Origin of the sequence: Marinobacter sp., assembly GCF_048266785.1 — a bacterium.
In the GTDB taxonomy this organism is placed as follows: Bacteria; Pseudomonadota; Gammaproteobacteria; order Pseudomonadales; family Oleiphilaceae; genus Marinobacter.
On record NZ_JBLWYX010000001.1, the window covers coordinates 435,657 to 461,849 of the forward strand.

19 protein-coding genes are annotated in these 26,193 nt (G+C 55.9%); 12 read left to right on the forward strand and 7 right to left on the reverse strand.

Annotated features, from left to right (window positions below; all coding sequences use genetic code 11):
* From ACN0V1_RS02045 to ACN0V1_RS02070, 6 genes are all read left to right on the forward strand, one after another.
* Positions 1 to 516, forward strand: a 516-nt coding sequence (locus ACN0V1_RS02045) for an energy transducer TonB (RefSeq protein ID WP_417543384.1), incomplete at its 5' end; no start/stop codon positions are given.
* Positions 517 to 818: 302 nt separating this feature from the next.
* A complete protein-coding gene (locus tag ACN0V1_RS02050; protein WP_417543385.1) occupies positions 819 to 1,664 on the forward strand; it encodes a formate/nitrite transporter family protein in 846 nt (281 codons plus the stop codon).
* Positions 1,665 to 1,736: 72 nt separating this feature from the next.
* Positions 1,737 to 3,467, forward strand: a complete 1,731-nt coding sequence (locus ACN0V1_RS02055) for a protein kinase domain-containing protein (protein WP_417543386.1) — start codon at positions 1,737 to 1,739, stop codon at positions 3,465 to 3,467.
* A gap of 204 nt (positions 3,468 to 3,671) precedes the next feature.
* Positions 3,672 to 4,190 (forward strand): Hcp family type VI secretion system effector, encoded by a 519-nt coding sequence (locus tag ACN0V1_RS02060; protein ID WP_417543387.1) that lies wholly within the window; start codon positions 3,672 to 3,674, stop codon positions 4,188 to 4,190.
* Between the two features lie 71 nt (positions 4,191 to 4,261).
* Positions 4,262 to 4,612 (forward strand): hypothetical protein, encoded by a 351-nt coding sequence (locus ACN0V1_RS02065; protein WP_292275736.1) that lies wholly within the window; start codon positions 4,262 to 4,264, stop codon positions 4,610 to 4,612.
* Between the two features lie 19 nt (positions 4,613 to 4,631).
* Positions 4,632 to 5,069, forward strand: a complete 438-nt coding sequence (locus tag ACN0V1_RS02070; RefSeq protein ID WP_292275737.1) for a hypothetical protein — start codon at positions 4,632 to 4,634, stop codon at positions 5,067 to 5,069.
* Positions 5,070 to 5,089: 20 nt separating this feature from the next.
* Here ACN0V1_RS02070 and ACN0V1_RS02075 read toward each other — a convergent pair whose 3' ends face one another.
* The 5 genes from ACN0V1_RS02075 to ACN0V1_RS02095 are packed head-to-tail and all read right to left on the reverse strand — an operon-like array spanning position 5,090 to position 13,398.
* The gene (locus ACN0V1_RS02075) at positions 5,090 to 8,359 is read right to left on the reverse strand and encodes a type I restriction endonuclease subunit R (RefSeq protein ID WP_417543388.1); all 3,270 of its coding nucleotides are present in this window, start codon (positions 8,357 to 8,359) and stop codon (positions 5,090 to 5,092) included.
* A complete protein-coding gene (locus tag ACN0V1_RS02080) occupies positions 8,352 to 9,257 on the reverse strand; it encodes a nucleotidyl transferase AbiEii/AbiGii toxin family protein (protein ID WP_417543389.1) in 906 nt (301 codons plus the stop codon). Before ACN0V1_RS02080 ends, ACN0V1_RS02075 begins: the two co-directional genes overlap by 8 nt.
* Positions 9,258 to 9,305: 48 nt before the next feature.
* Complete coding sequence (locus ACN0V1_RS02085; RefSeq protein ID WP_417543390.1) at positions 9,306 to 9,926, reverse strand: type IV toxin-antitoxin system AbiEi family antitoxin domain-containing protein; 621 nt, start codon at positions 9,924 to 9,926, stop codon at positions 9,306 to 9,308.
* A gap of 54 nt (positions 9,927 to 9,980) precedes the next feature.
* On the reverse strand, positions 9,981 to 11,291 hold the full coding sequence (locus ACN0V1_RS02090; protein WP_417543391.1) for a restriction endonuclease subunit S: 1,311 nt from the start codon (positions 11,289 to 11,291) through the stop codon (positions 9,981 to 9,983).
* A gap of 1 nt (position 11,292) precedes the next feature.
* Complete coding sequence (locus ACN0V1_RS02095; RefSeq protein WP_417543392.1) at positions 11,293 to 13,398, reverse strand: N-6 DNA methylase; 2,106 nt, start codon at positions 13,396 to 13,398, stop codon at positions 11,293 to 11,295.
* A gap of 155 nt (positions 13,399 to 13,553) precedes the next feature.
* Here ACN0V1_RS02095 and ACN0V1_RS02100 point away from each other — a divergent pair, with 155 nt between their 5' ends.
* Entirely contained in the window at positions 13,554 to 14,252 is a 699-nt protein-coding gene (locus ACN0V1_RS02100; RefSeq protein WP_417543393.1) for a hypothetical protein, read from the forward strand.
* A gap of 20 nt (positions 14,253 to 14,272) precedes the next feature.
* On the opposite strand, the gene ACN0V1_RS02105 is transcribed toward ACN0V1_RS02100, so the two are convergent.
* The gene (locus tag ACN0V1_RS02105) at positions 14,273 to 16,957 is read right to left on the reverse strand and encodes a molybdopterin-dependent oxidoreductase (RefSeq protein WP_417543394.1); all 2,685 of its coding nucleotides are present in this window, start codon (positions 16,955 to 16,957) and stop codon (positions 14,273 to 14,275) included.
* A gap of 511 nt (positions 16,958 to 17,468) precedes the next feature.
* Between ACN0V1_RS02105 and ACN0V1_RS02110 the strand changes: the two genes are divergently transcribed.
* From ACN0V1_RS02110 to ACN0V1_RS02120, 3 genes are read left to right on the forward strand one after another with little or no spacing between them, the layout of a single operon-like run.
* On the forward strand, positions 17,469 to 18,770 hold the full coding sequence (locus tag ACN0V1_RS02110) for a CmpA/NrtA family ABC transporter substrate-binding protein (protein ID WP_417543639.1): 1,302 nt from the start codon (positions 17,469 to 17,471) through the stop codon (positions 18,768 to 18,770).
* A 23-nt stretch (positions 18,771 to 18,793) separates the two neighbouring features.
* Entirely contained in the window at positions 18,794 to 19,789 is a 996-nt protein-coding gene (locus ACN0V1_RS02115) for an ABC transporter permease (protein WP_417543395.1), read from the forward strand.
* 11 nt (positions 19,790 to 19,800) lie between these two features.
* A complete protein-coding gene (locus tag ACN0V1_RS02120) occupies positions 19,801 to 20,667 on the forward strand; it encodes an ABC transporter ATP-binding protein (protein WP_417543396.1) in 867 nt (288 codons plus the stop codon).
* A gap of 9 nt (positions 20,668 to 20,676) precedes the next feature.
* Here ACN0V1_RS02120 and ACN0V1_RS02125 read toward each other — a convergent pair whose 3' ends face one another.
* Positions 20,677 to 21,981 carry a nitrate- and nitrite sensing domain-containing protein gene (locus ACN0V1_RS02125; protein ID WP_339783082.1) on the reverse strand — a complete coding sequence of 435 codons (1,305 nt, stop codon included), beginning with the start codon at positions 21,979 to 21,981 and terminating at the stop codon, positions 20,677 to 20,679.
* A 356-nt stretch (positions 21,982 to 22,337) separates the two neighbouring features.
* Here ACN0V1_RS02125 and ACN0V1_RS02130 point away from each other — a divergent pair, with 356 nt between their 5' ends.
* Entirely contained in the window at positions 22,338 to 23,558 is a 1,221-nt protein-coding gene (locus ACN0V1_RS02130) for an NAD(P)/FAD-dependent oxidoreductase (RefSeq protein ID WP_417543397.1), read from the forward strand.
* Between the two features lie 28 nt (positions 23,559 to 23,586).
* Complete coding sequence (nirB, locus tag ACN0V1_RS02135) at positions 23,587 to 26,094, forward strand: nitrite reductase large subunit NirB (protein ID WP_417543398.1); 2,508 nt, start codon at positions 23,587 to 23,589, stop codon at positions 26,092 to 26,094.
* Positions 26,095 to 26,193: the final 99 nt, after the last annotated feature.

Consider the following 26,193-nt stretch of genomic DNA (forward strand, 5'->3'; position numbering starts at 1 on the left):
CCAGAGCCAGAGCCAGAGCCAGAGCCAGAGCCAGAGCCAGAGCCAGAGCCAGAGCCAGAGCCAGAGCCAGAGCCAGAGCCAGAAATGGTCGCGGAAGCCGAACCCTCGTCAACCACCGATCATTCTCCGCCAGAGGCTATGGCCAGCAACGCTTCAGAGCTGTTGCCTGAAGAAGGAGAGTCTCAATCGCAGTCATCGGTTCCACTGCAGAATGCCGGCGATCCTTCGGCAGTCGAGAATTACCTGACACGGCTCAGCCGGCACCTGTCCCGGTTCTACGAATATCCCCGCCGGGCACGCAGGCTGGGGCAGGAAGGCGCCCCGGTTATAACCTTCGAGTTCCGCCGGGACGGCTCACTCCTCGGCCACAGCCTGCGCACAGAATCCGGCCACCCCTTATTGGACGAAGCCGCCCTTTCCATGCTGGAGAAAGCGGCTCCATTACCTTCAGTCCCCGATGGCATGTCTGGCCAAACCTTTCGCTACGCACTCCCCGTCAGATTCAGCCTGCGCTGAATTTCCGCACCATTGCTGCCCAAATAGCACTGAGCCGGTGCAGGAAAACCCCCGCTGCGCGAACCTTCCCTGAGCGCTTTATCTCGTATTACCCATTGAATAAAAAGCCTTTTCAGAAAACGGACAAGACTGGCACGACACCTGCTGAGACTTGTTTAGCAGGCCTTGGTTGTCTGCCCACACTCAAGTTTATTTCAGACGACGGCGTCTGCTCACACCTGCCAATCCAACGGTAGCTTGTGAGCGGCGCCGTTTTTTTTCGCCTGTCGAAAGACGGCCAGAAAAGCACAGAGGATTACCCTATGTCTTACATCATGCCTTCGGAGTTCGTCACAAAAATGGTGGACGCTGGTGAATCAAAAATCTACATGGCCACGCGAGACGTTCTGATCCGGGCCTTCATGGCCGGTGCCATTCTGGCTCTGGCTGCAGTCTTTGCCATTACCGTGGCTGTTCAGACCGGTAGCCCGTTGGCGGGCGCCATACTGTTCCCGGTGGGCTTCTGCATGCTTTACCTGATGGGCTTTGATCTGCTCACCGGGGTATTCATGCTAACTCCACTGGCTCTTCTGGACAGACGCCCTGGAGTCGATACCAAAGGCATTCTGCGTAACTGGGGCTGGGTGTTCCTGGGTAACTTTGGTGGTGCGCTGACAGTGGCCGTAATCATGGCCTTTGTCTTTACCTACGGCTTCAACACCGACCCCGGTGCAGTAGGCGATAAGATTGCCAGCGTAGGCAAGGCTCGAACCCTGGGTTATGCCGAATTCGGCATTGCGGGCTGGATGACAATTTTTTTGCGCGGCATGCTGTGCAACTGGATGGTTTCCATGGGCGTGGTTGGCGCCATGATTTCAACCACGGTGCCAGGCAAGGTGCTGGCCATGTGGATGCCGATCATGCTGTTCTTCTACATGGGCTTTGAGCATTCAATCGTCAACATGTTCCTGTTCCCGTTCGCCCTGATGATGGGCGGCGAGTTCTCGATTATGGACTACTTCATCTGGAACGAGGTCCCGACGGTCCTGGGCAACCTGGTAGGCGGCCTGTCTTTTACCGGTCTCACCCTTTACACCACGCACATTCGTACAGCACCCAAACGCACGGTGCCTGGCAGTTTTAATGGTGAACTGGCGCGTTCCAACTAAATGACTGACGTGGACACAAAGCCCGTGGGCCGCACCCCCGGGCTTTGTGTCGTTGCCTGAGGCGCGAAACGGATGACCATCCAGCTTTCTGTTACCACTGGCCAGCACTCGGACAAAGGCCAGAAGCCGGTTAATCAGGACTTTCATGGCCTGATAATTCCAGAAAATCCACAGCTCCGGTCCAAAGGTGTTGTTGTGGCCATCGCCGACGGCATCAGCTCCAGCAACGTTAGCCAGATTGCCAGTGAGTCTGCGGTCGCTGGTTTTTTGAGTGACTATTACTCAACGCCGGACAGCTGGTCGGTCAAACAGTGCGCCCAGCGGGTGCTGCGGGCAAACAACGCCTGGCTGCATGCCCAGACCCGGCAAAGCCGGTACCGGTATGATCAGGATCGTGGTTATGTGTGCACCCTGAGTGTGCTGATCCTGAAATCCGCCACAGCCCATATCTTTCATGTAGGCGACGCCCGCATCTACCGATTACAGGGTAAGGGTCTGGAACAACTGACTACCGATCACCGGGTCTGGCTATCCCGGGATGACAGCTGCCTGAATCGGGCCATGGGTCTGAGCTCGCAACTGGACATTGATTATCTGACCGTTCCGGTGTGGCCCGGTGATACCTTTGTGCTGGCGACGGATGGCGTTTACGAGCACCTGCCGGAAAGCAGCATGGCCAGGATCATCCGCGAATCCGGCGATGATCTGGACACTGCGGCCAGACAGCTGATTGCCACTGCACTCGCCAATGGCAGCGAAGATAACCTGAGTGCACAGATTGTGCGGGTGGACTCGATACCCGCCAACAAAAGCAATGAAGAAGTCACCCGGGATGCCCACCAACTGCCGCTGGCACCGGAGCTGGTTCCGGGGCAGCCGCTGGACGGCTACCGAACTCTGCGGCAGATTCATTCCAGCAGCCGCAGCCATGTCTATCTGGCAGTGGACCAGGCCAGCAACCAACAAGTTGCATTGAAAGTACCGGCCATGGAAATGCAGCAGGATCCCGGAGCGCTGGACCACTTTGCTACTGAGCAATGGGTGGCCCAACGCATCAACAGTCCCCACGTGGTGCGGCCCTTTGCTCCGGAACGACAGCGCAGCTGCTTGTACCTGGCCACCGAATACGTGCAGGGAATCAGCCTCAAGCAGTGGTTGCAGGACAATCCGGGTCCGGATCTGGAGACGGTGCGCCAGTTTGTAGAACAGATAGCTCGTGGGCTTCGGGCTTTTCACCGGCTGGAAATGGTGCACCAGGACCTGAAGCCGGAAAATATTTTGATCGATAGCCAGGGCACCGCGGTACTCATCGACTTTGGCGCTACCCGCATCGCCGGCTTACAGGAACTCCAAGAGCATGATGAGCCCGGCTGGCCCAGGGGCGCGGCGCTTTATAGCGCTCCTGAAACCTTTCTGGGGGAACCCTCGGGCTGGCAGGCCGACCAGTTTTCTCTCGGTGTGATCACCTATCAGTTGCTGACCGGCCAATTGCCGTATGGCACCCGCGTGCCAGGCATCCGCAACCAGAGCCAGTTACGTAAGCTCAGCTATAATCCCGCCCGCCTGTGCCGGGACGACCTGCCCGGTTGGGTTGATGAGGCCCTGGCCCGGGCCCTGCACCCCGAACCCCACAAACGCTATCCGGCACTGTCTGAATTCCTGTTTGATCTGCGACAGCCCAGTCATCACTGGAACCAACAGCACCGAAAACCCCTGATCGAACGCCATCCAGTAGGTTTCTGGCAAGGGCTATCAGCTCTGTTGTTGCTCGCTCTGATGCTGTCGTTCGCGTATCGACCGTGATCCGGGCAATAAATTGCCCGGCCAGCAAAGGCTCGCCCGGTCGCCAGGCAAGGGTTTGCTCATAACCCTGGCGCACCGCCTATGAATATCTTATGCCACTGTTTTAAATAGAGTTTATTGCGTTGGTATGCGCCTTGCTCTAAGTGATCTCGTCCAGGGAACACCTCGGGGACGAACATTCACTTAAACGTCATGGAGCAGACTATGCCAACCCCTTGTTATATCGCTATTGAAGGTAAAACCCAGGGCAACATCACCGCCGGTGCATTCACATCCGATTCCGTCGGCAACATATACGTTGAAGGCCATGAAGACGAAGTACTGGTACAGGAATTCAGCCACGTTGTTACCGTTCCTACCGATCCCCAGTCTGGCCAGCCTTCCGGCCAACGCGTGCATAAGCCGTTCAAGTTCACATCCGCACTGAACAAATCCACTCCGCTGATGTACAACGCTCTGGCTTCCGGCGAAATGCTGCCGAAGGTTGAGCTGAAGTGGTACCGCACATCTGTAGAAGGCAAGCAGGAGCACTTCTTCTCCACCATCCTGGAAGATGCCACCATCATCGACATCAACTGCAACATGCCACACTGCCAGGATGCTGCCAGCGCTGACTTCACTCAACTGGTCACCGTTTCCGTGTCCTACCGCAAAGTAACCTGGGAGCACACTGTTGCCGGCACTTCCGGTGCAGACGACTGGCGTTCGCCAATCGAGGCGTAATTTACGCTTTGATGTCAAAGAGGGGCTATGTCCCCTCTTTTTCTATTCCAACTATCAAAGGGAGATTGATAGTGAGCAACATTAATTTAACTGAGGAAGAAGTCGCCACGGTTCAGGCCGTAATCACTGCCTTTTACAGTGAGCGCATCGCAAGCCGGTTTCATGCTGGTAGCATAACTGCTGAAACACTAGAGCTTGTTGCTCAACTGATTACTGAGACCGATGAATGCAGTCGATGGATAGATGCTGTTCCGAACCCCAAAGACCTACTTGCTCCCGCAAACGGTATCCGAAAATGGGCAATCAGGGTTATTCGGGCAGCAGGAGAACCATTCGCCCATGGGTCGATTAAAATCAGCCTTACCTGCAAATTGACTCGTGGGTTACAATTCAGGAGTCTACTGGAAGCCTCTCTCGGATAAGACAAGGACGCCTGAAAAAATGAAGCTCATAGCAACCGTCATACTCATTTCGATTCTCTCCGGTTGTGCATCGACCCAGCCAATATCGTTTTCACCCAGTCAAGATTACGCGGTGTCGGTTCAATCATCTTTATTTGATGCGGTGCGGATCGACGAGAACGACACTTCCTTCTTTCGCAATGGGAAAGCTATCGGGTTTATCCGGGTTGAGCCAATACCCGAAAACATTTCTTCAACATCCAATTTTCTAAGCAAGCTCAGATCCGACTCTGAGTCAGAGGCCGTTAAAACAAAACCACTGAGCTTTTCATCAGGATTCACAGGGTTTTCTGCACAGTATCGTAACTACCTAACTGGTTATTTATTCAGTGAGGAACACCCCGATTCAATCCTTATTTTGAGCTTTCCAGAAGAAGAGTTTGATAAAATTGCGGGAACGATATCGCCCGGTATTTGACGGTTTTCTGCTGCCCAGTTCTACGCCACCCACTTCCGACCACTAGCCGCAAACTCCACCACCAGCTCAAACACGTTGTCGCACTTTTCCTTGAACGCCACGCGGTCATAGCTTTCCGGAAGATCCTTATCCAGAACCTCTTCAATGGCAGCCTTTACAGCCCGTTGAGTCTGGCCATCTTTCCACCAGTCCTGAACCAGTACTTTGGGGTGCCCTTCCAGTAACCGGATAATCAGATCCTTGGCCGCCAACTTGACCTTCTGCTCTTCCGACTTGGTGAGTTTGTCTTTCTTGAGCAGGTCATAGATCTCCAACTCTTCTTCCGTCAGCCCTTCCCGAATATGGCGCTCGGATTCCTCCCGCAGATTACCAACGTACTGAACCAGATCCTCAAAATATGCATCAGCAGATGAGCTACCGGAATTGTATTTGTCGATAATCTCCTGAAGCCGTTGGGCAAAGTCCGTGCGGGTATGATTCTGTTCCAGAAGCTGTTGCAGCTTGTTTTCAATAAACGCCCGGAGCTCCGCGATCTCAATATGCTTGTACTCTGCTTTTCCGAAATCTTCCCGAAGCTTGTCGTAATTGATCTTGCTCAGATCCCAGCCCTGGCCTTTCTGGACGATTTCGTATTCCGCCCGGTGGTCCTTGATGCTAAACGCTTCTGCGTTGTCCACCACCACGCTTTCATCCAACAACTCGGAGATCTTCTGGCTAACCTCATCAATGTCCGCCTGTTCCACCAGAGCATCCACAACGCCCCGCAGGTACTGGATTGCAGCAATTCGCAGGTTGTCGTGGAACTGAAAAACCTCCGGTTTGCATGCCTCGTAAAGGGCCGTCACCGTGTTTTCGTAGACGTTGAACTGCTTTCGCCATTCTTCATTGCTTAACAGGGTATCCGCCGCCTGGTTAAAGAAGCCGATGCTCTTGAACGTATCCTGTTTCTCGAAGACGACCTCCATTTCAATATCGCGCTCTCGACAGAATTCCAGCGTTTGGACAACGGCATCATCCAACAATTTAAAAAGTTCCGACTTCTCCTGGACCGGCGGTGCTTCGCCATCCGCTCCTTGCGCATAATCTTTCAGCGCCTTACGCATGTTGCGAAACACGTTGTAGTAATCAACAATCTCGCCGTTCTTTTTCTCCACCAGATCGCCGCTATGGCCCTTGATCCGATATGAAGCGACACGATTGGCCCGGGCGATCGTCTGCATCAGGGAGTGGCCTTTCATGGGTTTGTCGAGGTACAGGGTTGATACCGTGGGGGCATCAAACCCGGTGAGCCACATGGCGCACACAAACACCAGTTGCAGAGGGTGTTCCGGGTCTTTGAAGTTGTATTCCACGTCGTGCATGTGTTCATCAAGCTGATCCAGGCGTTTGATGTGGGGTTTGATATCCAGCCCCTGGCGTTCAAACCTCTCTTCATCGGCTTTGGGATCACTGATCACCACGGCCATCTCGACCGTTTTCATGTAATCCCGGATCTTCTTGAAACGTGCTTTCTCGATCTCGTTTGTGGATTCCTTGATCAGCTTCAGCAACCGCTTTTGTTCGTCCTTCCAGTGCTGCTGCACCTTGTCGTACATTCGCACGGCGGTGAACTTGTCGAGGGTAATTACCATGCCTTTGCCGAGATAACCACGGCGGGGGAAGTGATAAACGATGTCTCTGGCAATGGTATCCAGCCGGTCGTCCCGCTTGATCACTTCCAGTTCCCGGGCGTACTTCTTCTCCAGTTTTTCCTGCTGGGCATCGTCCAGATCTTCGTCTTCCAGAAGCTCGTAAAACTCATCCCCAAGATCATCGTTCTGTATCAGAACCTTTGGCACACGCTTCTCATAAAAAAGCGGCACCGTTGCATTGTCTTCCATGGCCTGCTGGAAGTTGTACTCGGATACATAATCACCGAACCAGCTATTGGTCTTGCGATCCCGGCCCAGCAAAGGCGTACCGGTGAAGGCGAGGAAGTGAGCGCCCGCCAGGCCCGCCCGCATGTTCTCCGCCAGATTCTTGTACTGCGTACGGTGAGCTTCATCCACCATCACGATGACTTCCCGGTTTTCCTTATCCGGATCGAACAGCTGTGGATACTTTCGGCCCTTGTCGTAGCGGAATTTCTGGATCAGGGTGAAAACCACCTTCTTGTTCTGCCCCAGAAATTTGCGCATTTCCTCGGCGTTCGCCGGTTGCGCAACATCCTCCTTGCGAACGGTCTCGGTGTTGAGGAAGTTCCGGTAGATCTGCCCATCCAGGTCCTGCCTGTCGGTGACCACCACAAAGCTGAAATTGCCCGTGGCTTTCCGGAAAATCTTACGGGCGTAGAAAATCATCGAAAAGCTCTTGCCCGAGCCCTGGGTGTGCCAGAACACCCCCAGCTTGCCGTCGTATTCGCGGCGGTTCAGGAAACGATCGTAGGCGTTATTAACCCCGAGGAACTGGTGGTTCTGGGCGATGATCTTGGTTTCGCCTTTGTGAAACAGCACAAAGTTCTCGATGTAGTCCAACAATCGGGAAGGCTCGCAGACACCGTCTGCTGCATGCTCCAGACTGGTTGCCTGCTCAGAAATTTTCTTGCGATCTACTGGTTCCTTTTCGTTCTCCACACGGAACCAGTTGAAGAAATGTTCCCAGCCTGCCGTAAAGCTGCCCACACGGGTTTCGAGAGCATTCGAGAGAACACAGAAGGCGTTGGTGTGGAATAGTTGCGGTATGTCGTGCCGGTAACTGCGAAGGTTGTCTTCATAAGCATTCCGCAGCTTCACATTGGAGTTTTTCAGCTCAACGAACACCAATGGCAGGCCATTGATGTAGAGAATCACGTCGGGGCGACGGTAAGCACCCTTGGGAGCCTGACCCACGGATTTTATCCAAAGCTGGGAGACCGCCAGCCAGCGGTTCTGCTTCGGATCATCAAAATCAATCATCTGCACCTTTTCGTGCTGTTTGATACCTTTCTCATCATCAAACTGAACCGGCACCCCATCCCGGATGAAATCATACAATTCCCGGTTAGCGGCAATCGGCGACATGGCGGTGCGCCGGTTCATCACCCGCTCAATGGCTTCATCGATCTTGTTTTCAGGGATGCCGGGGTTCAGTTCGAGGCAGGCTTTTTTCAACTCGAGCGGGAAGATTACATCTCGCTTGTCGGCCCGGTGAGAGCCGTCGTTCAGGTCTTCCGGCTTTGCGGTATAGCAATCCAGCACGTTAAAACCGTGAATATGCTGGAGGCGCTGCAACAGCGCCTGCTCGATGTTGTCTTCCGAAATAAAACTAGCCATCGGCCTGCCGACTCCATGGACCGGGTGGGTGCCAGATTTGCTCGGGGGCATCCGCAGCCTTACCTGCCATCACAGGCGCAACGAATTCAATCACCACCGTTACAACCTCCGCGAACGCTTCTGGCGCATGGGGCTGGCCAAGGCGCTTACGGAAAGCCTGCCATTGTGGCTGCTTGCTGTCTACAAAAGCGGCAGAAAAGGGACCGGTTTCAGGGATTTCCGTTCCGCGTGTCTGGAACGTGCGTTCAACCGCACCCATCAGATTTTCCAATCTGAACTCATGCTGGCGCGAGAGCAGCCAGATATCATAAAAGTCTTTCATCCGACTGTTCAGTTCGCCAAGGTTCACCATTGCCTGAAACTTCTCAGCGATGGAAGACTCCGGTGTGTAGCACTGAATTCTGGCTGAAGGAAAATCCAGCAGGGCCGGGAACTCCAACCAGGAGGGAAAGGGAAAAACCGGGTCGCCAAACCCGATATCCAGTTGCATCGGGATTCTGGCATTATCGAGAAAACCGGTGAAGGTCACTCTCAGCCCCTGATAATCGGCATCTTCGGTAATGCTATCCACTTTCAGAGTGTCCGGATCAAAGCGCAGACCATCATCGACAACATCCGCAGCAATCACATCACGAACTTGTGCCAGAATAGCATCAGGCTCATTGCTGGTCTCGCCCAGCATGTCGATATCCCGGGTCGGGCGGCTGTTCGGCCCCTGCATGGCCCAAAGCATCAGCGCGCCCTTGAGGGTGAAACAGTGGTTATGGGGCGACTGGCTCAGCCGGTATAAAAACCGCTCCATCCCGTAATACTGCAACAGTTCTTGAAAGGGGCGCTTCTCTTCCCTGGATTTATTCAGCAGCTTCTGACGAACAGACGCGGCGACATTTTTGGCCATAGTGAACTCCTTTCACGTTTGTTTATTCCATTAAGAACCTGACTCTATTCACAGCTTGGCTTCCACATAGGGTGCCATCACATTAGCAACCCGGCAGATCTTGGCATATTCCATCAGTTTGCCTGGCCGGAAGCTTTTGCGGGTGCGGTAGAGCTCCAGCGCTTCCAGCACCACATCCATACCGATGCGGTTGCGGAACTTGAAGCAGTCCGCCAGGGTTTTCTCCGGGCTGTAGACGTGCAGTGTGATGCCATCCACCGTCGCCTTCTCTATGCCTTCACTGAATGCCCGCCCGGAGAACCGGTAACCCGCCGTCGGGGGATAATCCAGAACCGGCAGGCGAGCATCCCGCTCAACCGCGAGATGCACCTGATGGGGAATCTGCGTGGTGATGCCGTGCCAGTCCAGCGCAGAAATCAGGCACAGCACCGCATGGGGAAAACGGGTAACGGCGGCGACCAGATCCGGATTTTCAATAGGCGGCAGATCCGCCAGCCGGTATAGGCCCCGGCTGACCGGCTCAATCAGCCCCTCATCCCGCAGCTGATAGAACTGGTACCGGTTGATGCCCTGGGCCAGCGCCTCGCTCAGGCGGAGCTGGCCGCCGTGCAGGCGGAACAGGGATTGGAGTTGCACCCGGGAAGACCGGGCGGAGTTAGGATCAGACAAACCGTCACCACTTATTTATATCTGGTGACAGTTTGTCTGATTACTGCTGAGGGTTCAAGCGACGGCTTCGACAGGGCTCTCTGTTTTGTCGTTCTGCATGGAGGGTGGGAACTGGATATCCAGGTTTTCCACGGAGAGTTTGCCCGAGATCAGGCGGGGGAGGAGTTGGTTTTTCGTCTGTTCCAGTTTCCGGTTCTGTCTCGACAGACTCTCCAATTGCTTAAACATCGGAGATACTAGTCCATCGAACTTCTCTACCACACTCTGATCAGGGGATAGAATCTCGATTCTCTTGAATGTGGATTTGATTAACTCAGGAAAAGTTGCCCCGCCAGATAATATTTCAAAGTGCGGTTTTGCCGTTTTGAGCCAGTGATACAGATAAGTCAGCGGGTACTGCTCATTCGGAACACATGTGATGAACCCTTGGTTGGTACAGGCAGGTTTCGTGTTGATACCAATTGCGCCAATCGTTGCACGGCTTGTCATCATTACCGAGTAAGCCGGAAACAGCTTTGCGGAGCTTCGCCGGAGACCTTCCTCGTTACACTGAAACTCGGAACTCGCCATAAACAACGAGTTTGATCTCGTAATATCTGAAGGCGTATACCAATCAACGTCACCATTGCGCCAATAACTGTCGTTGTCTTTCGACGGAGTACCACCACCGGTAAAGTCGAATGCTTCCGCTAACTTCTGGTGAGCCCAGCCAACTGGAAGCCCCTTCTCAAACTCCGCCTCCTTCCACCCCGGAAATCGGAACCGTACAAACCACTCGCGGTAGATTTCCTCGGCCATTTTTTCCAGTAGAGTGATGCGGCGCTTATTGTTTTCGATCAGATCGTCGTAGGCCCTCAGTATTGCAGCGATTCTGTTCTGTATTGAGAGCGCTGGAAAGTTATGCTCGTATTTTTTTAGCTCTCCGATCCCCATCCGGACCTGGTTCGCGCTACCTTTCGCCCGTGACTCAATGTGATGCTTGAATAAGATCGTCTTCGTGAGATACGCAAAATATTCCGAGCATATTTCCCCAGCTTGTGGAAATCTCAGACACACAGCATTCTGATTAAGAAACGAGCCAGCAAAGGTGTGATTTACTCTCGTCGTCCTTCCCACGACAGATCCAGGCTGAGTTGGATGCGAACCAACCGTCGCAACCACGATATCACCCTCCCTCAACTCATGCGTTTGGTATTTATCATGTTTAGAATCAGGTAAATAGCTATCATCCTGGCGTTTCACTATCTCGCCAGCCACTATATTGGTCACTTTGACAACATGTATCCCGTTATCTGAATACTCAGACTCCTTCCATGCCCCACCATTGATAAACTCACAAACATCGCCGAGCTTTCGATTTGCCATTTTAGTCCCCCAACAACATTTTCAGATTATTGGCAATGACACTCCGATTTTGATCAGAGCTCGAGTTCAAGGCTTCTAACTCATCTGCACACGCAAGCAAAGAGGCAGTGAACTCTTCCTCAGTCTTCCCATCTTCCTCAATCACAACCCCTACATACCGCCCCGGATTCAGGGAATAATCCTGCTCCTTCACTTCCTCCGGCGTAGCCAGCTTGCACAGGCCAGTCACATCCTCATACTCGGCGTTCGGGAAGCGTTCCTGCAGCCAGTGGATATGCTGGTAGTAGCTCTCCGCGCTTCGAACTTCTTTGTGCAGTTCTTCCAAAGCTTCCTTCAGGCGGCGAGCATTACGGTCGGTGGTGGTGCGCTTACCGGCTTTTCGGGCTTCTTCGGCTCTGACCTTTTCATGCTGGCGCACTACCTTGTCCAGTTGCTTCAGGCCTGTGTGCAGTTGCTGGAAGAAGGGATCAAATTTCGCCCTCAGCTCCTGCTGTTTGCCGTTGGCAATCTCCACAGCACCCGGTGCAGTTAGGTGCAGATCGGCCGCCTCTGTGTAGTCATCGCTGGCCTGCTTCAGAGCTTTCAGGCCCTGCCACTGACTAATCAGGTCGTCCACCGCCTGTTTACCTTGGGCGTCATCCAGCACGTCCAGTAACTGCTCGCTGACCGGTTCAACTCTTTCCCGATTGATCAGCAGTTGGTCTATGCCCTTTCGGAAGTAGCTGTCTACCAATCGGATGAAGTCGGCCGGCTTACCTTTGTGCAGTTTGCTGATGATGGCGATGTTCTGGATCTGTTCCTCGCTGAACTCCCGGTGGGCACGGTCGATCTGAGTGAAGATGTTGCGGGCGTCGATAAACAGAATGCGGTCGTCCTGCTTGTTCTTATCAAAGAACCAGAGGGTGGCAGGCAGGGTGACCGTGTAGAACATGTTGGAGGGCAGGGTGAGCATGCCGTAGATCAGCTTGTTCTCAATCAGGGTGCGGCGAATGTCTGCTTCGCTGTGGCGGGCATCGGAGGCGGAATTGGCCATGACCAGCGCCGCCCGGCCGCTGTCCGGCGTATTGTTCTTCAGGGAAGTGGCAAACAGGTTGATCCACAGGTAGTTGCCGTTGGGAACCGTTTCCTTGCCCTGCTCACTGGCTTTGACCTTGGTTTTCTTCCGTGGCAAGCCGTAGGTATTGAAGCGTGGGTCGTCCTCTACGGCAGCGAGGGGCACGTCATCCACGTTAAACGGCGGATTGGCCATCACAAAGTCGAACTTGCCGAAGCCATCAAAGGGGTTTTCGGTGTAACTGTTGGCTTGGCGTATCTCGCCCCGCAGGCCGTTGACAGCCAGGTTCATCTTGGCCAGCTTGACGGTATCCAGGGTCTTTTCCTGGCCGTAAACGTAGAGCTGGCCTTCGTTGTGAGTTTCGCCCAGCTCATCCAGCTTCCTGCGGTGGCGCTCCACAAAGTGCTGAGACTGCACAAACATCCCCGCCGACCCACATGCCGGGTCGTAAACGGTGCCATGGTGAGGCTCGATGATTTCCACCATCAGTTTAACGACCGAGGGAGGCGTGAAAAACTCGCCACCTTTCTGGCCTTCACTCAGGGCGAACTTACCGAGAAAGAATTCATAGATTTTACCGAAGATGTCACCGTTGGCATCGTGCGGAATATCGGAGAGGTTTTTTAGCAACTCCGCCAGCAGGGTATTGCTGGTGCGAGTAAGCGCGACATATTCATCCTTTGGAAGAATCCCATCCAGCTCGGGTTTGTATTCCTCGATGGCTTCCATGGCCTGTTTGATTTTTTTGGCCAGGTCTTCCTTTTCCGGCAGCTCCAGCAGGTAGTGGTAACGAGCATGGTCCGGAAGGTAAAAGCCGCATTTCCGGATGGCGATTTCGGAAATTGGCTTTTCACGGCGAGTGCCCTTGAGTTCCGCGAATTCTTTGGCGATGTCCGGCTCGGCCCGCTTGTACTTGTTGTCGGCAAATTTCAGAAAGATCAGCCCGAGCACCGGGGTGGCGTATTCGCTGGACTTGAGGTCGGAGTTGGCCCGCAGGTTGTCGGCGGCAGACCATAGGTCGTCTTCAAGCTGTTTAAGTTGTTCGGCATTCATGGCGGAAAGGCATCTCCTGAAACAACCACTACACAAAATGTGGAGGAGACTCTAAACAACATTGAACGGGTGAGCCATAGCAAACACGCTATTCGAACGTTATTCTTGTTGAAATCTATTACCCATACCATGAGGCGTGTAGCCCTTCAATTGATATGAGCGATCCGAAATCTCAAGCCCGCAAGCTCGGCGAACTGATGTGCACCGTTACCGAACAGATTCTCTGGCAACCCGCCGCAGGCTGGGTCCGGCAACGGGCATCTGGCAGCACTCTGGTGTGTCGGGTGGGCTCCGGGCAGGCGACTTATCATCGTTTTGAACCGCAGTACCAACAGCACCAGATTACCTACGGCCTTCGCATGATTCAGGCCAAACATCAGCCTGATACGGCCAGTGGCTGGCTCTCAGCCCGGGAAATCCACAAGCACGGTTATTTCGACGGTGAGTTGAGCACGCTTAACCTGTTGGCGCACACCTGCTGTCACGAATTCGCACACTTGTTACAACACAGTGCCGGCAAGAGATATCGCGGCTCGGTTCACAACCGGCACTTCTACACCATTCTTGATGGGTTGCATGAAAGTGGTCGTGCAGACGCGGCTCGGGAGGCACTGGCGAAGCAGGCCGGTGAACTGCATATATCGTTGTCCAGTGAGCCTTTCCAGCTCCCTGACCCGGCACTCCAGCCGGCGCCCTGGCAAGTAGAGGATGCCGTCGCGTTCGGCTCCGGCACTCGGGAGTTTCACGGGGAGATCGTCCGGGTTAACCGGAAAACGTGCACCGTCGACGGGACGGGGAAATTCCGGGGTCGGCGTTACCGCGTCCCCATATCGATGCTGCGCAGGGTGCGCTGACACATAATTCAAGACACTGCCTACCCGGTTTCTAAAAGCTCATCCTGCAACAGCTCACGAAGTTCAGGAACGCAGGAGCCACAGTTGGTGCCACATTTCAGGATTTTTCCCAGTGCCTCCACTGTCTTCTGTCCGCCACGGATGGCGTTGATGATTTGACGATCCCCCACCTGAAAGCAGCTACACACCAGCGCTCCGATCTCTTCTGTGTCAACAGATCGCCCCGCAAGCAAACACTGTCGCTGATCCGGGCTCAGCCGGTCAGCCGCAAAACACTCATCCAGCCAAGCCAGATCCGGCAACAGACCAACATCACTATCGACCAAAAGAACGGCTTCCAGCCGGCCATCAACCACTCGGGCCGCCCGGAATCGCCCTTGCGCCGAATCGGCCATGACCAGCTGTGGCTCTCCCGCCAACCAGATACTCCCTTCACTCTCCCAGTCCATGGTCTGGCTGCCTGCCAGCCACCAGCTATCACTATGAGCCAGTGGCTGGCGGCACCAATAGTCACACAACCCTGTCAGCCCCGGGAGTTCGTCGCTTGCACTGCGCCGCATCAGCCGGGCTTGCCATCTGCAGGCAAGTCGGCGAAGGCTGGCAACACCGTGCTTGCTTTCCGGCTGCCCTGAAATCGGATCCGTTACAGCGGCGATCAGGTTCGTTGCCACGCTTTGTGAAGCAAAACGTCCACTCCAGTGAATCGGTATAAACACCTCACCAGGTCGTTGATCCGATGTGATGCGGGCACGACCAATAAATGGCTCAGGCCCGGGGCCGGTAAGCTGGCACAACGCCCCTTCGCAGACACCAAGGTGGTGCGCATCGTCCGGGTGAATCTCAACGAAGGGCTCCTGGCGGTGTGTCAGAAGCCGCGAGACCAGTGCCGTCCGTGTCATGGTGTGCCATTGATCACGAATCCGGCCGGTATTGACCACGAGTGGGTAACGAGAGGTCACGATCTGGCGAGGCAGCCCAGCAGGTATGGGCACCAACCGGGCCCGTCCGTCATCCGTGGCAAAACGCCCGTCAGAGAACAGCCGAGGCATGCCGGTTACAACACCGGCCTCATCCAGAGTGACGGGCCATTGGATCGGTTCCAGTTGGTTATACCGAGCCTCTGTCAGTTGGCCCAGTGCTCCGATATCAAACACCTGACGGCCATTACTGGCCCTGCAAGCGAGGGCTGAGAGCGCCGCGTGTTCCCGGAAAATCTCCACAGGGCTCTGAAACCGGAAGGCCTTGGCATACCCAAGCTCGCACGCCACCGAAGTCAGTATCCGCCAGTCCGGCCAAACCTCCGTGGGCAAAGGCAGGAAGGATCGCTGGCGGGAAATGCAGCGTTCCGAATTGGTGACGGTGCCGTCTTTTTCGCCCCAGCCGGCCGCCGGCAGCAAAATATCGGCAAAAGCGGTGGTATCCGTATTCGCCATGCAGTCAGATACGATCACCGTGGGGCAACCCGCCAGCGCCTCACAAACCCGCGCCGAATCCGGCAGGCTAACCGCAGGATTGGTACCCATAATCCAGAGCACCTTGATGTCACCGCGGTGCACGGCATCAAACAGATCAACGGCCTTCAGCCCGGGCGCTTCCGGAAGGCGATCTGTGCCCCAGAATCCGGCCAGCCGTTCGCGGGCACCCGCAGTATCGTATTCCATATGAGCGGCCAGGGTATTAGCCAGGCCCCCGACTTCCCGCCCACCCATGGCATTGGGCTGACCGGTCAGCGAGAAAGGGCTGGCGCCCGGCTGGCCCACACGCCCCGTGGCCAGATGGCAGTTGATAATGGTGTTGCACTTGTCGGTGCCGGTTACCGCCTGATTAATCCCCTGGGAAAAAGCTGTCACAGTCCGGGGGGTGTCGGCGTACCAGCGGTAAAACCTCTCGACGTCATCCTCGTCAAGATCGCATTGGGCCGCAACCGACGTCACCGACGGCGCAACCTCTTGTGCACAAACCAGCGTTTCCGCAAAACCGCTGCAGTGTTCCGCAATGTAACTCCGATCTGTCGCTTCGTGTTGCGTCAACCACACCAGCAAACCATTGAACAGAACCGTGTCAGTACCCGGTTTCAGTTTAAGGTGCAGATCCGCAAGCTCTGCGGTGGCGGTTCGGCGGGGATCAATGACCACCACCCGGCGACCGGCCCGTTGCGAAGCCTGCATACGCTGGTAGAGAACAGGGTGGGCCCAGGCGGCGTTGCTGCCCGCCAGCACCAGAAGATCCGCGAGCTCCAGGTCTTCATAACACCCGGGAACACAATCCTCGCCAAACGCCCGTTTGTGGGCGGCCACCGCCGCAGACATACACAGGCGAGAGTTGGTGTCCACGTGGGGTGTACCAATAAAACCTTTGGCGAGTTTGTTGGCGACGAAATAATCCTCTGTCAGCAACTGACCCGACAGGTAAAAGGCCACCGACCCCGGGCCGTACTGAGCGACCGCATCACGAATAGCGCTGGACACCGCAGCAAGGGCCTCTGGCCAGCTTCGGTCCTCACCAGCGATCCGGGGCTTTAACAGCCTTCCGCTGGGTACCAGGGTTTCATGCAACGCCGAGCCTTTCACACACAGCCGCCCCTGATTGGCCGGGTGGCGCTCATCGCCGGTTACTTCGGAAGGCGTGGCCGTCACACCACAACCCACACCACAATAAGGGCAAGTGGTCTGAGTGCCGGCTACCGGTTTGACCTTGGAATCCACGCTACGTCCTCTTTACCTGTATTTGATGGCTGTTCAGTTGATACCCAGAGCAAGCTGCAATAACAGGGCCAGCGCAGCTCCAAAGCCTTGGGAATGGCCTGTAAACGCGACGTATAGCACCCGCCACCCAATGATTAACCGATGACAGGCTTAACCAGATGTGGGCCATTCGTTTCACAATGGTGCAAAAAGTCGCCAACCTGCACCAAAGCAAGCCGACAAGATCTGTCAAAAACGCCCTATGAAACTGAGCCTTCCCCCTTACGTGTTGTTTTATAACATTTTTTTATCACTGGCACAGGCTGTGCAACCGTCTGACTTGAACATTCGAGACCACTCAGATTAAACAGGCATAGGCGCCTGCCTTCCGACAACGGAGGGCGGGCGTTTTTTTGCCTGAAAGAATGTCACGAGGTAAGGATTCATGAAGACGCCCCTGAACATCATCACCGGAACATTCCATCATGTGGCTGGACTGGCCGCTGCGGTCTCCCTGATAACCAGCGCCAGCATGGCCCAGGCAGAGATTGGAGCGCCAGAGAAGCCGGACCTGAAACTTGGCTTCATCAAACTGACAGACATGGCGCCGCTGGCCGTCGCCTGGGAACGTGGCTTCTTTATGGACGAAGGCCTGTTTGTTGAGCTGGAAGCCCAGGCCAATTGGAAAGTCCTGCTGAACCGGGTCATCACCGGCGAGCTGGACGGCGCCCACATGCTGGCGGGCCAGCCCTTGGGTGCCTCCATTGGTTATGGCACACAGGCCGATATCATTACCGCGTTCAGCATGGATCTGAACGGCAACGGCATCACCGTCTCCAATGATGTCTGGGAGACCATGAGCCAGCGCATTCCGGAGCAGGACGGCAAGCCGGTGCATCCAATCAGCGCCAGCGCCCTGAAACCGGTGGTGGAGCAATCCCGCGCAAAGGGCGAGCGCTTTCGCATGGGCATGGTGTTCCCGGTATCCACTCACAACTACGAACTGCGCTACTGGCTGGCGGCAGGCGGCCTGCATCCGGGCTATTACGCGCCTCAGCGTGGTGACACCAGCGGCACCCTGGAAGCGGACGTTCATCTGTCTGTCACACCACCGCCGCAAATGCCCGCCACTCTGGAAGCTGGCACCATTCAGGGCTACTGCGTGGGCGAGCCCTGGAACCAGCAGGCCGTGTTCAAGGGTATAGGCGTTCCGGTGATCACCGATTATGAGATCTGGCCCAACAACCCGGAAAAGGTGTTCGGCGTCAGTCAATCCTGGGCCGAGGAAAACCCCAACACCCACTTGCACCTGCTGCGCGCCCTGATCCGCGCCGCCTACTGGCTTGATGAGAACAACAACGCCAACCGGGAAGAGGCTGTCGAGATCCTCGCTCGCCCGAGCTATGTGGGCGCAGATGCCGAAGTCATTGCCAATTCCATGACAGGCACTTTCGAGTACGAAAAAGGCGATGTCCGGGAAGTGCCAGATTTCAACGTCTTCTTCCGCCATTACGCTACTTATCCGTACCCGTCCGATGCCATCTGGTATCTCTCGCAGATGCGTCGCTGGGGTCAGATCCCCGAGGCCAAACCGGACGACTGGTATATGAAAACAGCCGCACAGGTATACCGCGGAGACATCTACGCCAAGGCTGCCAAGTCCCTGGTCGACGATGGTTTGATGAAGGCCGAGGATTTCCCCGACTTCAGCCAGGAAAATTTTACCCGCCCGCATCAGGGTGAGCTGATTGACGGCGTCGCCTTCACGCCACACCAGCCCAACGCCTATATCGACAGTTTTGATATTGGCCTGAAAGGCGCCGACACACCGTAATCGGCAGCACCCAGGAGAACGACATGAGTACGCTAACCAATTCAAGTTCCGGAACCGGAGTCGTCAGCTGGCTCAAAGTACTGACAGACCGACTCACTGGCGCCGAACTGGCCCAGACCGGCAAGCAGCTTTTGCTGCCAATGGTCGGCATTCTGATTTTCCTCGGCTTTTGGCATCTGGCCGCCCCCCAGGTGAACACCTCGCTGGGCACCTTTCCGGGCCCGGCACAGGTCTGGGAGCAAAGTGGGCAGCTCTGGCAGGAACACGTTAACCAGCGGGAGCGGGCGGACAAGTTCGTGACCATGCAGGAGGAGCGGAACGCCCGCATTCTGGCCGACAATCCGGGCGCTGAGGTCAAGATCCGGGGCTATCCCGGCGCCCCGACGTTTCTGGATCAGGTTGTCACCAGCCTGATTACCGTAATGGCCGGCTTCCTGCTTGCTACGGCGATCGCCGTACCACTGGGCATCGTGCTGGGTCTGAACCACTATCTTCAGGCGGCGGTCAATCCACTGATCCAGATTTTCAAACCCGTCTCACCCTTGGCCTGGCTCCCCCTGGTCACCATGGTGGTATCCGCCACCTACGTCAGTGACGACCCGATGTTCGAGAAGTCGTTCCTGACCTCGATGATCACCGTCACCCTTTGCAGCCTGTGGCCTACCCTGATTAACACCGGCGTCGGCGTAGCCGCAGTGAACCCCGATCTGCTGAACGTATCCCGGGTTCTGCAGCTGTCGTTCTGGACCCATGTGAGAAAAGTAGTGCTGCCATCATCCGTACCGATGATATTCACCGGGCTTCGGGTCTCGCTGGGCATTGCCTGGATGGTGCTGATTGCGGCCGAAATGCTGGCGCAGAGCCCCGGACTTGGCAAGTTTGTCTGGGATGAGTTCCAGAACGGCAGCAGCCAGTCCTTGAGCCGGATCATGGCAGCGGTGCTGGCCATCGGTTTTATCGGCTTCCTGCTGGATCGCATCATGCTGATGATCCAGAAGAAAATTGCCTGGAATGAATAACGGAGACAATCATGACTAAATCCCATTTGGAACTGACCGGCGTGGAAATGGCCTTTGATACGCCCAAAGGTCCCTTCGTCGCACTGGACAACATCAACCTGAAAATCAAAAAGGGTGAGTTTGTCTCCCTGATTGGCCACTCCGGCTGCGGCAAGTCCACGGTCCTGAGCATCGTCGCTGGCCTGCTACAAGCCACTAAAGGTGGCTGCATCCTGGACGGCCGCGAGATCAACTCTCCAGGTCCGGAACGCGCGGTAGTGTTCCAGAACCACGCCCTGATGCCCTGGCTGACGGTTTACGAGAACGTCGAATTAGCGGTGCAGCAGGTATTCCGAAAATCCATGGCAAAACAGGAGCGCCGGGACTGGGTTCACCACAACCTGGAACTGGTGAACATGGCACACGCCGCCAACAAACGGCCGGGTGAGATTTCAGGTGGTATGGCACAGAGGGTTGGCATTGCCCGGGCACTGGCGATGAAGCCCAGCGTGTTGCTGATGGACGAGCCTTTTGGCGCACTGGATGCACTGACCCGGGCCCACCTGCAGGATTCACTGATGGACATTCAGCAGGACCTGAAAAACACGGTGATCATGATTACCCATGATGTGGACGAAGCGGTGCTGCTGTCTGACCGTATCATCATGATGACCAACGGCCCCGCTGCCGCCGTCGGAGAAGATCTTTACATCGACCTGGAAAGGCCCCGTAACCGAGTCACTCTGGCGGATGATCCCACCTACGTGCATTACCGACAGGAGGTTCTGAAGTTTCTCTATGAGAAGCAACGTAAGCTGGAAAGCATCGCGCCGCGCCGGAATAATCAGGCTACTGACGCAAGCATGAAAAAAGACACCGCTCTGGCGGCGAAGGCCTGAACAGGTCGATTACTTCAGCACATCTGCCATCGACACCAATGCCCGAGCAATCTCGGGCAGCTTTTTACCCTGATCCATCGCCAGCCTTCGCAAAACCCGATGAGCTTCATCATTGTCAATTTTGCGGTGACGCATCAGCAACAAGACCGCTTTTTCCTGGATTTTCCTCTCTTCCAGAGCTTCCTTGGCACTCTGCAAATCCTCGCTCATCTGTTGAAGCCGACGTGACTGCTCCTGCACCAGGTCAAAAATCGACCGTCCAAATTGCTGACCAATACCGTCGCTGTTCCAGACTTCACCTGATTGGGTCTGCCCACTACTGCCTGGCTCACAGAGTACCAACATGGACGGCACAGGATTTTCTGGCTGATCAAGTGCTGCAATCAGTATCTCATGATGTGCCAGTGAGCTCCGTGCGTCTGCATAGCGCTCGGCGCAGCGCCCATGAAAACTGTTTTCCACCGATTCTTCTACCTTTTTGAGCTCATCCATACGCTCGCTCATTAGCGCAAACCAGTGATCAGCAAGTTCCGGGTCCAGAGGTTTGTATCGGCCAATGGAGCATCCGAACCGCCGCAGGCGCTCAACTTCCTTTTCGCGCTCATGAGCAAGGAAACTCTGCAAAAGCCCGCAGCTTTGTTCGTCTGCAAACCCGAGAAACACCTCAAAACACCGTTCCTGCGCTTCAACAAGGTGCGTCATGCGCTGACTCAGTGCGATATCAAAGCGCCCTTTGGAAAACCCGGCGGAGCCTGTTGCACGCTCCTGACCACAGAACTCCTTGCCATTCATCAGATGCACCATAGCCACCAGCAAACGCGCAAGAGAAGGATCTACTGCGGTATCCGCTGCCTCGAAAACCACGACAATCAGTCGGTGAATGAGCATGCTGTAGGACTCGGTTGTCTCTGGCACCGACAGTGACCGGGCTTTCACCCGCACCCGCAGCGCCGGCAGGCTCTCCAGCCCATGAAGGGCGCTGGCAATATGAGCCAGCAAGTGGCTGCTGACAGGGTGTGTCGTCAGCTCTTTATGGATCTCAGCCAGTGCCCGCTTGAAAACGATATACAAACACTCCGATTCCGCGACCATTGTTTTTCGCTCCTGGCCAAACTTTTCACCATCCGATCCCAGAAAAATGGTGGACGCTCCGCGTTCCCGCTGCAGCCCGTGCACGAGATTGCTGATGCTCTGTACCAGCTTCCCCATCTGCAAAAAATACTGGAGGTTCATAAGCTCGCACCGTCGCGATGCGATCAGGTACGCCTCAGCCGAGGGCTGGACAGGGTTGTGTCGACGTCTACTGGTATTCATATCAAGGCTCCGGGCCTGCGACCACTGTCGCGTTACAGGAGTCTGGAGCAATTACCGCGCCAGCAAAAAAAGCATCAAAGTCGTGCAACCTGCTCCGGCAAAGGGCGAAAAAGCCGCATTTATTAGCGACCCACTCATTACAATAAATACAAGCGATTGATTTTAAATGTCTTTTAAAATTGGCACGAACATCGCTTTATACAATTCATGGATGATTATCCCGGCCAAGGATTCGGTCGAATCACCAGAACACTGTTATTGGCATTGGCGCCGGATCATCGACTCCCTCAGGGGATGAGGTGCTCCGGCTTTTTTTTGGTTTTAAACGGGGCAGAGGTACAGAGATGATCCGGAAAATGGAACCCACATTGATTGTCTGTGGCCACGGAATGGTGGCTCAGCGATTCCTTGAAGAGTTGGTGAGCAAGGCTTCAATACCCTACCGGAATATCATTGTGTTCAATGGCGAGACCTCTGCGGCATACAACCGGATTCAGCTTTCAGCCCTGCTCAGCGGAGACGCCGACGAGGAAAGCCTGCCCCTGAAACCGGACGCCTGGTTTGCCCGTCACGGCATTCGGGTTCATCACGGAGAAGCGGTTCGGGCTATCGCTCCCGACAAACACACCGTAACCACAAGCACTGGCCGGGTTTACAGGTATGACGCGCTGGTTATTGCAACCGGGGCCAGCCCCGCCCCCCTCGGGATCCCCGGGGAAGAGCTGAACGGCGTCATGCACTTTCGGGATCTCAATGACACCCGCACCCTGATTGAACTGAGCCAGAGTCGGCAACGGGCCGTCGTGGTCGGCGGTGGCTTTCTGGGGCTTGAAGCGGCCGAAGGGCTGCTGCGACGGGGCATGGCTGTCACCGTTCTGCACCGAAGTAGCCACCTCCTGAACCGACAGCTGGATCCGGACAGCGGCAAACTTCTGTCCGACGCTCTGACGGCCCGCGGCATCAACGTTATGACGTCGACCTCGCCACTCCAATTATTGGGGCGGGACAGTGTTCGCGCCATCCAGCTGAATGACCAGACCCTGATCTGCACCGATCTGGTCATTATCGCCACCGGTATCACGCCCAACCGCGAATTGGCACAAAACGCCGGGTTGGCCTGCGGCCGGGGCATTCAAGTCAACGCGCAACTGCAAACCAGCGCACCGGACATATTTGCCCTTGGCGAATGCTGTGAGTTCAACGACGAAACCTTCGGACTTGTGGAGCCGGGCTATCAGCAAGCGAAAATCCTGGCATCCGTGCTTGCAGGGTCAACCGAGGGCGCCGCATACCAACCATCTGTCACCGCAACCCGCCTGAAAATCAGCGGCATACCCGTTTTTTCCTGTGGCCAGCAGGCACCCGATGAACACACCGAATCCCTGGTCTGGCAGGACTTTGCAACCGGCAGCTACAGCCACTTGCTGGTTCGTGACAACCGCCTGGTCGGCGCCATCCTGGTAGGCAATACCAGCCAGGGCCCTTGGTACCAGGAGCTGATTGCCGGCAACGCCGACATCGACCTGTTCCGGGCCCAGCTGCCCTTTGGCAAACCGTTTTGTAAGGCGGCGGCTTGAACCGCTGCCCCTGAGAGAGGACACCACCATGAGCAAGAAAACCCTGATCGTGATTGGCAACGGCATGGTTGGCCATCACTTCCTGGAGCAATTCGTCGCCAGCCCCGGGGCCACTGAGTACGAGATACTCGTCTTCGGGGAGGAAAAACAGCTGGCCTATGACCGGGTACATTTGTCGGAATATTTCACTGGCTCCACCCACGCAGACCTCGCTATGGGCACCGCAGACTGGTACACCGGGCAGGGTATTAAACTGCAGCTGAATGAGCCGGTCACTGCGCTGGACCGTGACCAGCGCATCGTTACCACTCCAAAAGGCGAATACGGCTACGACGAGCTGGTACTGGCCACCGGTTCCTTTCCGTTCGTACCGCCAATTGAGGGTCGCGAGCACGCGCATTGCTTCGTGTACCGAACCCTGGACGATCTCGATGCCATTCGCGCCAGCGCCCAGGACGGTAAATCCGGAGTGGTGGTTGGTGGCGGGCTGCTAGGTCTGGAAGCTGCCAACGCATTGAGGAGTCTCGGCCTGCAGGCGCATGTGGTGGAATTCGCGCCCCGCCTGATGCCGGTGCAGCTGGATACCGACGGCGGTGCGCTGTTGCGTCACAAGATCGAAGAGCTGGGTGTTCAGGTGCACACCGAGAAAGCCACCACCGACATCGTGGAAGGCGAAAATGCCCGGCTGCGCATGAACTTCAGTGATGACAGCCATCTGGAAACCGATCTGATCGTATTTTCTGCCGGTATTCGCCCGCAAGACGCACTCGCGCGAGCCAGTGGTCTGGAGGTGGGTGAACGTGGCGGCATTGTCGTCAATGACCAGTGCACCACCTCAGACCCGCATATCCATGCCATTGGCGAGTGCGCACTCTGGGACCAGAGGATTTTTGGGCTGGTCGCCCCCGGCTATACCATGGCTCGCACCCTGGCTTCGGTTCTGAACAGCGATCGCGATGCGGCCTTTACTGGCGCCGACATGAGCACCAAGCTGAAACTGCTGGGTGTAGATGTCGGCTCCATTGGCGATGCCCACGGCCAGACACCCGGCGCCCGCAACATACGCTTTAACGATGAACAGGCTGGCCATTATCGCCGCATGGTGATCAGCGCAGATGGCAAGACGCTGCTGGGTGCCATTCTTGTGGGCGATAACAGCCATTACGACACCCTGCTGCAATACGCGCTGAACGGCATAGCCCTGCCAGACAACCCGGAAACCCTGATCCTGCCGGAGGGCCAGGGTGGCGCTCCGGCCCTGGGCCCGGACGCCCTGCCGGAAACCGCGTCGATCTGTTCATGTCACAACGTCACCAAGGGCGATATTTGCTGCGCTATTGACGCCGGCTGCAGCGATCTTGGCGACGTCAAGGCCGAGACCAAGGCCAGCACCGGTTGCGGTGGCTGCACTGCCCTGCTCAAGAACGTGGTCGACAATGAACTGGAAAAGCGTGGTGTGGCGGTCAGCAAAGACCTGTGTGAGCACTTCCCCTACAGCCGGCAAGACCTGTTCCATCTGGTGAAGGTTAACGGCATCCGCACCTTCCGCACCCTGATCAGCCAGCACGGCAAGGGTCAGGGCTGTGACATCTGCAAGCCGGTGGTCGGCTCGATTCTGGCGACCTGCTGGAACGAACACATCCTGGCCACCGATCACGTGCCACTGCAGGACACCAACGACACCTTCATGGCCAACATGCAGAAAAACGGCACCTATTCCATTGTGCCACGCATTCCCGGTGGTGAGATCACGCCCGACAAACTGATTGTGCTGGGCGAGGTGGCCAAAGAGTACGACCTGTATACCAAGATCACGGGCGGCCAGCGGGTTGATCTGTTCGGAGCCACTCTGAGCGAGCTGCCGGAGATCTGGGAGAAGCTCATTGCAGCGGGTTTCGAGACCGGTCACGCCTACGGTAAGTCCCTGCGCACGGTGAAGTCCTGCGTTGGCAGCACCTGGTGCCGCTATGGCGTGCAGGACAGCGTGGGCATGGCGATCCACTTGGAGAATCGCTACAAGGGCCTACGGGCGCCGCACAAGGTCAAGATGGCGGTGTCTGGCTGCACCCGGGAGTGTGCCGAAGCTCAGAGCAAGGATTTCGGGGTGATCGCTACCGAAAATGGCTGGAACCTCTACGTTTGCGGTAATGGTGGCATGCGTCCGCGCCACGCCGATCTGTTTGCGACTGATCTGTCTGATGAGGAGCTGATTCGCACCATCGACCGGGTGGTGATGTTCTATGTGCGCACGGCCGACCGGCTGCAACGCACAAGTGTGTGGATGGAGAACCTGGAGGGTGGTCTGGATTACCTGAAGAAGGTGATTCTTGAGGACAGTCTGGGCATTTGTGCGGAGCTGGAGGAGCACATGAACGGTATTGCAGATACTTACCAGTGTGAGTGGAAAACGGCGGTGGAAGATCCCGAGAAGCGTAAGCGGTTCCGGGAGTTTGTGAATTTGCCGGAACAGACGGATCCGGTGCAGCAGTGGACGACTGAACGGGGGCAGAGGCGGCCTGTTCTGGAACCTGCGTAGCCTTCCTGTTTTTGGGGCGGCGCAAGGGGCACGGGGGTGCTTTTCCGCCGGGAAAAACAACTCGCTGCGCTCAGACATTTTTTCCCGGCGGAAAAGCAC

Bases quoted from the DNA above. Each gene is read 5' to 3' on its own strand.
- ACN0V1_RS02075 (WP_417543388.1), bottom strand. From the start codon at position 8,359: ATGGCTAGTTTTATTTCGGAAGACAACATCGAGCAGGCGCTGTTGCAG.
- ACN0V1_RS02125 (WP_339783082.1), bottom strand. From the start codon at position 21,981: ATGAATACCAGTAGACGTCGACACAACCCTGTCCAGCCCTCGGCTGAG.
- ACN0V1_RS02090 (WP_417543391.1), bottom strand. From the start codon at position 11,291: ATGGCAAATCGAAAGCTCGGCGATGTTTGTGAGTTTATCAATGGTGGG.
- ACN0V1_RS02055 (WP_417543386.1), top strand. From the start codon at position 1,737: ATGACCATCCAGCTTTCTGTTACCACTGGCCAGCACTCGGACAAAGGC.
- ACN0V1_RS02070 (WP_292275737.1), top strand. From the start codon at position 4,632: ATGAAGCTCATAGCAACCGTCATACTCATTTCGATTCTCTCCGGTTGT.
- ACN0V1_RS02120 (WP_417543396.1), top strand. From the start codon at position 19,801: ATGACTAAATCCCATTTGGAACTGACCGGCGTGGAAATGGCCTTTGAT.
- ACN0V1_RS02080 (WP_417543389.1), bottom strand. From the start codon at position 9,257: ATGGCCAAAAATGTCGCCGCGTCTGTTCGTCAGAAGCTGCTGAATAAA.
- ACN0V1_RS02130 (WP_417543397.1), top strand. From the start codon at position 22,338: ATGGAACCCACATTGATTGTCTGTGGCCACGGAATGGTGGCTCAGCGA.
- nirB (WP_417543398.1), top strand. From the start codon at position 23,587: ATGAGCAAGAAAACCCTGATCGTGATTGGCAACGGCATGGTTGGCCAT.
- ACN0V1_RS02050 (WP_417543385.1), top strand. From the start codon at position 819: ATGTCTTACATCATGCCTTCGGAGTTCGTCACAAAAATGGTGGACGCT.
- ACN0V1_RS02110 (WP_417543639.1), top strand. From the start codon at position 17,469: ATGGCCCAGGCAGAGATTGGAGCGCCAGAGAAGCCGGACCTGAAACTT.
- ACN0V1_RS02115 (WP_417543395.1), top strand. From the start codon at position 18,794: ATGAGTACGCTAACCAATTCAAGTTCCGGAACCGGAGTCGTCAGCTGG.
- ACN0V1_RS02100 (WP_417543393.1), top strand. From the start codon at position 13,554: ATGAGCGATCCGAAATCTCAAGCCCGCAAGCTCGGCGAACTGATGTGC.
- ACN0V1_RS02095 (WP_417543392.1), bottom strand. From the start codon at position 13,398: ATGAATGCCGAACAACTTAAACAGCTTGAAGACGACCTATGGTCTGCC.
- ACN0V1_RS02060 (WP_417543387.1), top strand. From the start codon at position 3,672: ATGCCAACCCCTTGTTATATCGCTATTGAAGGTAAAACCCAGGGCAAC.